Here is a 7500-nt window from a genome sequence, read left to right as displayed (position 1 = left end):
ACAGGCCCCATCAGTCATGAAGCATTTAACTGGATAACCCTTCCTTTTAAGTTCCCGGGCCAGTTTCACTGTTTCCACTGCCGCCACACTTCCGGTAACACAGAGCACGATTGTCATACAGATTTACCCCCTGATTATAATCTTGGTGTTAAATACAGAAAAATTTTTCTTAGGTTAAAAATTTAGGTAGAAATTAATACAGGGCTTTTAAAGCCCCATATAGATTTAATTGTTGCGGTCAATGACCAGCAAGGTTTTTTCCCCGGTTAATTCCTGGATTATGCTGTTTAAAACGTCCAGTTTGGCAGGTAATCTTCGGGCGTCTTCCCCTCTTACCCGTATCTTGTATCTCTGTTCTCCGTCTTTACCGTAGACTATGTTAATACCTGAAATACGGGCAGGGGCTAGTATATCAGTGGCCACGGCCTTAAAGTCCGAGTCCTCTCCAACCACCCGTATCTTTCTCTCCAGGGTTTTAGATATTTCTCTTACTATTTTACCGCCCTTACCAATGAGTTTACCCACCTGATCTTTCTCGGTGATGATGATAACCACGTCTCCGATTTCTATGGTTCTCTTGTAACCAATCTTACCATCACCCACCCGGTAGAGGATTTTTGCAATGTCCAAGTCAAGCTGACTTATCTCTCCTGTTTTCAGCTTATTCTCACAACCTTGACATAACATTCCGCTTTTTAAACAGACATCGCATATTGGTAAAACCATCTCTAAATTCCTCCTTATTTTTAGTGGATAATCCTAAAAGGCACAACGGCCTCATGAATTATAGTGAAATAAAACCTTTAATCCCCAGTTTAAAAGATCCAGTTTCCTTAATTTAATGCTTGGACGACCTATTATAGTTATGTTGTGGGGATAATAGAAGCCAGGTTAAATTCTTAAACTCTTACACATCAGGATAAAGTAGTTATGAATCACAGGATTTGAAAAAAATTAAAAGCAGATTTATTGACTGGTGGGGTCCACTTTCTACCCTGTGAAGTATTAGTATCTATAACATTTGCATATTCTATGTAGTGTGACATATAAAATTTTTGCATAACCCCCCAAAATTCAGCCGGTAAAATTCAACTCCCGGAGATTATGATACTACCTTTCCATTATCCCACTGGCCCGGTTAAACACTCCCCTTGACCGTGAGTAGGGGGTGGGGGGATAAAAGAACGGTGAACGATACACTGCACAGAGGTAATCGTTGCCTTTAAAATCTGTTTTTAAAAAGAATAAATTATTTAAAAAAAGGTATGGTGAGGAGGTTATCCTCAGGATGCCTGGAAGCTGTTTATCACCAGGTCGAAGTTAGTCTGCTGGGAATCGTAGGCTTCGGTTCGGGCACTGCACAGTATCACGTAGATGGTGCTGCCCTTCTGCAGCCACACTGCCCGGTACTTCTTGGCCACCCCTTCTTCCGAGGAGGTGTACACGTTTTCATAGACCGTAGCCCCGTTCAAGGTGAGCTGGGCCTCGGAAACCTTGGTTTTTCCTGTGTTGTTAAAGAAGTTGGCGTAGTTCTGGTCGTAAGCATATTTAAGTCCAGAAGATGCCGTGGCATTGGCTTTCTGGATTACCACCGAGGTGGTGGGGTTTCCGTTAACCACGGTATTGGGGTCTCCCACTGCTACCACACCATTGGGCGAGTTTAGAGTAGCTACTCCCCAGGAGTGGGGATACTGAAACGAAACACCGTTGGCCGAGTAACTGTTGGTCTGGTTATTTTTATCCTCATTGGTAACACACCCGGAAACCGCGACCACCAGGAGGATAACTGCAGCAGCCACTATGGGGATGATTTTATTCATAAAACAAACACCTATTATCCTTTATTTATTAAATTGTGAATTTCATTTTCAATTAAAATCAACATATTTTTACATTTCTTGGTTGTAGATTCCAATAAATTCAATTATTCTATATGTTTTTTCTAAATGTTTTCTACCATCAACTAATCCAGTTTGGGGTTGAAAAAAGGGAAGCATGACTTCCCTTATTTAAAATAACAATACTTCAACCTTAGATTTCAAGTTGGTTGATTTTAAGTTTTGGGCTCAGTTTCCGTGTTAGTTGCGGTATTGGTTGGGGTATTAGTTTGAGGCTGATTATTGGTTTGTGTATTCTGAGTACTGGTAGGTGTAGTGGTGGCTACTTGGGTGTTGGTGGTGGTCTTGGTAGTGGTGTTCAGCTTGGTAGTGGTGGCAGTGGTGTTGTTGGCCACTTCTGGTGGTAGAAATGCACTGGCATTAACCGCCATAGATATCTGTGGGTTTTCACTGGGTTTGGATATGAACATGGATCCCATGGAGGTCCCTACAACAAAAGCCAGAATAATAAAGGCTAATAAACCTATCTTGGCCTTTTTACCGAAGCGTTCTTTGCCAGGTAAATTTCGGGCCTTGACTGATTCTGGTTTGGTAATGAATTTTTTAAGCATTTCCTGCTTTTCGGCTTCATCGGCCAGTTTTTTCTTTTCTTCTTCCTGGGCTGACCAGTCATCCAAGGTTTTCTCGGGAACTGCTCCGCCCTGTTGCATTCTGCGGACTCTTTCCACCGCGGTGAAAGTTTCCAGTTCCTGGCCTATGTCCCTTTTACGGGCAAAATATTCTTTCTTATCAATATTTCCTTTACTGTAATCTAATTCAAGCTCTTCTAACTCTCTATCAAGCTTTTTTTTACTGTTAACTATGTTAATCATCTCCTTCCTGAGGATATGATCCTAAAATCTTTATGTATCCTACCTTTGATCGTACCCTATTTATAACCTTCATGATTTTTAAATCCTTATGGTGGCCCTCCATATCCACAAAGAAGATGTAGCTTCCCAGTTTTTCCTTGGATGGCCGGGACTCGATCTTGGTCAGGTTTATGTCTTCACCGGCAAATTCTCCCAGTATCTCATACAGGCCCCCGGGACGGTCCCGGGAAAGGCACAGAATCACTGATGTTTTATCCTTCCCAGTGGGGGCATGGTCCTCCTGGTCTATGACCACGAAGCGGGTCATGTTATTTTCATGGTCCTGTATATCCTCTGCTGCTATTTTAAGACCATATAGCTGGGCTGCCCGCCGGGTTCCAATGGCCCCGGCCCCTTTATTATCCTTTATCATCCCGGCAGCCGCGGCAGTGCTCCGGGTAGCCTGGGTTCGCACTCCCATCTTTTCCAAAAACAGACGACACTGCGATAATGGTTGGTAATGAGAATAAACCACTTCTATATCTTCTAATTCTGCATCTGGATTGATGAGGAGGTTGTGACTTATGGGGAGTATTATTTCCCCTTTGATCTTGAGGAGGTACTGGTGGGCCAACAGATCCAGGGTGACTCCCACCGAGCCTTCGATGGAGTTTTCTATGGGTACCACTCCCTGGTCCACTTCACCACTGTGCACTGCTTCAAACACTTCGGGTATGGTGGAGTAGGGTACCAGTTCACCCTCCCGTTGGGATGCTGCTTCCTCAGTGAAGGTTCCTGCCGGTCCAAAGTATCCTATTTTCATGTTTTTTCTACCTGTTTCCCATTACCATCAATCTAATTTGATGTTGAACTGTGGTCTTGTTGAGTTTGATATTAATGATCTTAGTAAATGTGATATTAAAATGATCTTACTAAGTGTGATATTAAATGATCTTTGTGAGTTGAATATGAACTGATCTTAAATGAGTTTGAACATGAACTGATCTTATTAGGTCTGATATTAAAAATTAGGGGGTATTGGTTATAAAATTTAGTGGGTGCCTAAAAAATTTGTAGCTTTACCCCGGGCATTCTGGTCTAAGTTAGTACAATCCACCCTCCAAATAGTTGTGGACCCGGTCGTTGGTGGACTGGTGTATCCTCCGGATAACTGCCTTTCCATCCTTTATTTCCACCAGGGAGGCCATTACTTTGAGGTCGCGCAGGTGGCGGATGAACTCTTCGGCCTCTTCCTGGCTGTCCACCTCTATCAAGAGGTCCTCGGCTGCCACTTCTCCCCCCTCCACCTTTCCTATGGTTTCCAGCATGGGGTACAGTATGGATTCACCCATTCGCAGGGCCCTTTCCCGGCGTTCTTGATCTGATTCCCCGGTTTCATAGGACTGGAAACCTTCCCTGATGATCCTGCTGAAGAGGAAGGCTTTGGCCAGGTCGAAGGGGAAAGTAAGGGCGTACTCCAGTTCTGCGGCCTGGGCCTGGGATGAGGTGTACTTTAAGGGTTCCAGTTCCATGTGGGGGTCCTTCATCACCACTCCTTCCCGGTCGTGTTCCCCTAAATCCTTTACTATTTCCATGATTTTTACCGGGGCCTCTTCCACCGGGAATATTCCCAGTAAGCGTACTGGTTCCAGGTGGTAATCTGCCAGTAGTTCCCTCTTAAAGAGCAGGGGCAGGGGGGTGTTGGTGAGTTTTTCCCGGATATCGAATATGCGGAATCCCAGTTTACCCACCTCGGGGTAGTAGTGGGACACGTAGGGGTTCAGGGTGCCCACCATCTCACCGCAGATAACCTTTTGGGGGTGGTCCTGGAAGAAATCATCCAGGTCCAGTAATTGCCGGGCCTTGCGGCTGGTGTAGGGACAGATGTAACCTCCACGGGTGAATGCCACTATTTCCTGGTTAATCAGAGCTATGCGAACATTATAACCGTTCATCTTCTCCTCCACTGCCACTTCCCGGGAGAAGTGCTGTCCCAGAGCGGGTTGGAGCATCAGAGTCCTCCTTATCTTGGGAAACCCACGTATAACTTCTATTCCATCACCGTTCACCACCATGGTACCGGCTTCAATATGTCCCATGCCTTTGCGGAATTGGATGGCTTCCAGACCATATTTATGGTATTTTTTTATTATACCCTTGTGGTAGGCATCCTCCAGCTTAAGGGAAGGTATGTCCAGGAGCTGGGAAACTTCTCCACTGCTTACCAGGGGCGGGATGTTTTTTTCTCTCATGGGTCTATTTTTAATAAAATTAGGGTGTTTGAAGACATTTTCCAGGGAAATATATTGTTAAATAGAATTATACTCGGTAAATTATATTAGGTAAAAAAAGGGTTAAAAAAGGGATTTTATAAAATCCCTGATTTTTAGATGTTCACTGTTGTTTATGAGGGGTTCTTGGGCGTTGCTAAGTTTCAGCGTTCACTATGATTCTTGGTGTTCACCGGTTTATTCGATTGTGCACTATGGATTCCTTGGCGTTCCTGTTTTTACCCAGTTTTTCACCATGGGGTTACCTTTAAACTCCTGTGGATTTTAAAATCCTTCCAGTTCCACGATGAGTTCCAGGAAGTCGGTTTTGGTGAGTATTCCCGTCATTTGATCCTCTTCCACCACCGGCATTCCACTGAAGTTGGCATCCAGCATCATCCGGGCGGCTTGGGATACCGGGGTTTCTTCAGTTAGTGTTTTCACGTTCTGGACCATCACATCCTCTACCAGGAGGTTGCGTATCCTGGCGGGTTTGTACTTGTCCGGAACCACTTTGCGGAAGGACATCATGGCCAGGGCGATGTCTTTGGCCGTTATCATTCCCTGTAGCTGGCCATCTTCCATCACTGGCAGGCGGCCGATTCCCTCGTCAATGATGATTCTCCTGGCGTGCACCAGGCGGTCCTGTGGTCCGATGGTGGTGACGCTGGTTTTCATCCTCTCTTTAACGGTGATCTCGGTGAATGGTCGGCCCTGGCAGGTTTCCAGGAAGTCGCTTTTGGTGATCATCCCCGTGATTTGGCCGGAATCCATTACGGTCAGCCCGCCGATTTTGTTTTCCAGCATGGTTTTAGCGGCACTGGCCAGGGTCTGGTCTTCCTGGGCAATGACTGGTTGGGGGGTCATCACGGTGGAGACATGGAAGTGGGATGGTGCCAGATTACCGTATTTGGATGATCCCAGGCGGAGTGCTATGTCTTTTTCTGTTATTATACCTACCAGTTCTTTTTGATTGTTCTGGTTGGTGTTTATAACGGGTAGCCTGGAAATTTTGTGTTTTTTCATTAATTTCAGTGCATCGTGGATGTTCTGGTCTTTATCTACCACTACAATATCTTTGGCCATTATATCTTTGACATGCATATTGGAACCTCCTGTTGTTTACTGGATTCCACGGATTATATCCGTTTTTGTGATTATTCCCACCAGTTCGTTATCGTTCACTACTGGAATGCCACTGACTTCTTTTTTAGTCATTATGTCAGCTGCACTGGAGGCATCTTCAGTTTGTTCGATTTTTATCAGGTGGTTGGTCATTATATCTCCGGCAGTGACCATGGACACTTCCCGGACGTTTCTTTTCTCCTGACCATCTATTTTGCGTAGGAAAGCTATTTTTTCCACACTGACTCCAGTTTCCGGGTCTTCTACGTTGGCGAAGGATATGTTGGCAGAGGTTATTATGCCCACCGGCTCGTTATCCCGCACTACGATGAGTTTCCCAATTTTTTGGTCTTCCATTGTGCTTATTACGTGGCCTATGCTGTGGTTTTCGTTGACAGTGACCACTTCACTGGTCATGAGGTCGGATACTTTCCATTTACCAGCGAATTTGTCACGGTAGAAGTCCATGAGCTCGGTTTTGGTTACGATACCCAGTATTTCGTCTCCATCCACCACGGGTACAGAGCTTATATCGTTTTTGATCATGATCTCCACGGCATCCCGCACCTCCCTGGTGGGGGTGAGGGTGACAGGATGGGGGGTCATGACCCGGCGGATGCTGATCTTGTCTATGGTCCTCCTTTTCCATTTTGGTCCATTGGACCTCATTTTTCGGGTTAAGTCTTTTTCAGTCAGGATACCCACTAGTTTGTCTTCCTGGTTAACCACTAAAATACGGCTGTAACCGTATTTTAACATCAAGTTCCGGGCGTGGCTTACTTGTTCATTTTCTTCGGCTACAATTACTTCTTCGTTCATTACATCCTCGATTTTCATCATGCAACTCGCCCCTTGAAAAATTTATCCGTGTTAGGAACTCACGGCCCTTAATATATCACTTTCAGTTATGATTCCCTGTAGTTCTCCATTTTGAACTACGGGAAGTCCGCCTATGCCTTTTTCTTCCATGATATCACAGATATCTCCCAGTCTGGCCGTGATGCTGGCAGTGATGACCTGGGATTCCATGATCTCGGTGATGGTGGTGTTGAGTATCTCTTCCCCACTGTTGGTGATCATGTGTTCAAAGGCACTGTTTTTTCCCAGGAATTCCAGTATGTCGGTGGCGGTGACAATTCCCACGATCTTATCATCCTCGGGGTGGGGGGTCTTACGTTCTTCACCAACCACGGGTATCCGGCGCAGTTTGTTGCGGACCATTATCTTGGATGCTCCTTCGATACGGGTTCCGGGGGTGGTGGTGATTACCCGGTTGTGCATGTAGTCTTCCACCTTCTCATCAGTGAGTACTCCGGCCATCAGGAGGACGAAGTCTCTTTCAGAGACTATTCCTGCTATTTTATGCTGGGCATCCACTATGGGTAGGGCACCCACTCCTTTACTGATCATTTTAGT

9 protein-coding genes (2 of these 9 running past the window's edge) are annotated in these 7500 nt (G+C 45.4%); all 9 read right to left on the bottom strand.

Annotation, left to right across the window (positions count from 1 at the left end; all coding sequences use genetic code 11):
* Nucleotides 1–117 carry the 5' portion of a bifunctional phosphopantothenoylcysteine decarboxylase/phosphopantothenate--cysteine ligase CoaBC gene (coaBC, locus tag CIT02_RS09010; RefSeq protein ID WP_292611731.1) on the bottom strand. The gene continues 1029 nt to the left of window position 1, outside the view, so only the first 117 of its 1146 coding nucleotides appear in the window; the start codon lies at nt 115–117; the stop codon falls past the left edge of the window.
* 108 nt (nt 118–225) lie between these two features.
* Nucleotides 226–726: a KH domain-containing protein gene (locus CIT02_RS09005; protein WP_048072591.1), complete on the bottom strand. Its 501-nt coding sequence runs from the start codon at nt 724–726 to the stop codon at nt 226–228.
* Between the two features lie 557 nt (nt 727–1283).
* Nucleotides 1284–1820 (bottom strand): PsbP-related protein, encoded by a 537-nt coding sequence (locus tag CIT02_RS09000; protein ID WP_292611728.1) that lies wholly within the window; start codon nt 1818–1820, stop codon nt 1284–1286.
* A 233-nt stretch (nt 1821–2053) separates the two neighbouring features.
* Complete coding sequence (locus CIT02_RS08995; RefSeq protein WP_292611726.1) at nt 2054–2710, bottom strand: hypothetical protein; 657 nt, start codon at nt 2708–2710, stop codon at nt 2054–2056.
* On the bottom strand, nt 2703–3512 hold the full coding sequence (pheA, locus tag CIT02_RS08990; RefSeq protein ID WP_292611724.1) for a prephenate dehydratase: 810 nt from the start codon (nt 3510–3512) through the stop codon (nt 2703–2705). The genes CIT02_RS08995 and pheA overlap by 8 nt, the downstream gene beginning before the upstream one ends.
* Before the next feature lie 280 nt (nt 3513–3792).
* Nucleotides 3793–4941 carry an RNA ligase gene (locus CIT02_RS08985; protein WP_292611722.1) on the bottom strand — a complete coding sequence of 383 codons (1149 nt, stop codon included), beginning with the start codon at nt 4939–4941 and terminating at the stop codon, nt 3793–3795.
* Between the two features lie 303 nt (nt 4942–5244).
* Nucleotides 5245–6063: a CBS domain-containing protein gene (locus CIT02_RS08980; RefSeq protein WP_292611720.1), complete on the bottom strand. Its 819-nt coding sequence runs from the start codon at nt 6061–6063 to the stop codon at nt 5245–5247.
* An 18-nt stretch (nt 6064–6081) separates the two neighbouring features.
* Nucleotides 6082–6924, bottom strand: coding sequence for a CBS domain-containing protein (locus CIT02_RS08975; protein ID WP_363123671.1), 843 nt, complete (start codon nt 6922–6924; stop codon nt 6082–6084).
* Between the two features lie 30 nt (nt 6925–6954).
* On the bottom strand, nt 6955–7500 hold the 3' portion of the coding sequence (locus CIT02_RS08970) for a CBS domain-containing protein (RefSeq protein ID WP_292611718.1). It continues 396 nt past the right edge of the window; the window shows 546 of its 942 coding nt (coding positions 397–942); its start codon lies off the right edge, out of view — the gene reads right to left on this strand; its stop codon occupies nt 6955–6957.

The sequence above is a fragment of the Methanobacterium sp. BAmetb5 genome (genome assembly GCF_003491305.1).
In the GTDB taxonomy this organism is placed as follows: domain Archaea; phylum Methanobacteriota; class Methanobacteria; order Methanobacteriales; family Methanobacteriaceae; genus Methanobacterium.
This window is presented reverse-complemented; position numbering and strand designations above follow the sequence as displayed.